General features: G+C 42.5%; 1 protein-coding gene. It reads right to left on the bottom strand.

What is annotated here, in order from left to right:
* Positions 1-18: 18 nt before the first annotated feature.
* On the bottom strand, positions 19-279 hold the full coding sequence (locus R7093_RS28040; protein ID WP_140088559.1) for a DUF333 domain-containing protein: 261 nt from the start codon (positions 277-279) through the stop codon (positions 19-21).
* Positions 280-520: the final 241 nt, after the last annotated feature.

A 520-nucleotide genomic window follows, 5' to 3' on the forward strand; every position in this document is an offset into this window, starting at 1 on the left:
TATTTATTAGATTCGAGTTTATTGCTCGTCACTCTCTTTGTGGTTACTACGGTAGTATTCCCACTGTTCAACACGTTCATCGTCAGAAAGCACACAGTAAGTTACACGCTCACCATTCTCTGACACAGTGTCCAGTTCGCCACCTTGTTGTACACAGTAAACGGCCGCCGGATTGGCAACAGAGGTGTACTCTGTTGAGCGAGTTGCGCCGTCATAGGTTGAACAACCAGCAAGTACCATTGTCCCTGCCATAGCCATCATTAAACTTGTTTTTTTCATCTTTATCTCCGCATGGGATAGGCGAGTATTGCCTTGATTATAGGCAACTTTCGTCAATTATTGTCTTATCGATGTTAAAAGTAAGAAGGGCGTAGACATATTTAGAAGAATTTTAGACATTTCTCATAAAGAGCTTGCTAGTACGTCACATCTGTTGCGGATACATAGTGAATGTATCGAGCGTAAGCCGCTCAACAAAACGCGATCTCGTGAACGGTTTAGTACACTTTAATTGGGTTAG

The sequence above is a fragment of the Vibrio sp. 1580 genome (assembly GCF_033340055.1).

Excerpts from the sequence above, each read along its gene's own strand:
- R7093_RS28040 (WP_140088559.1), bottom strand. The coding sequence starts at position 279 with ATGAAAAAAACAAGTTTAATGATGGCTATGGCAGGGACAATGGTACTT.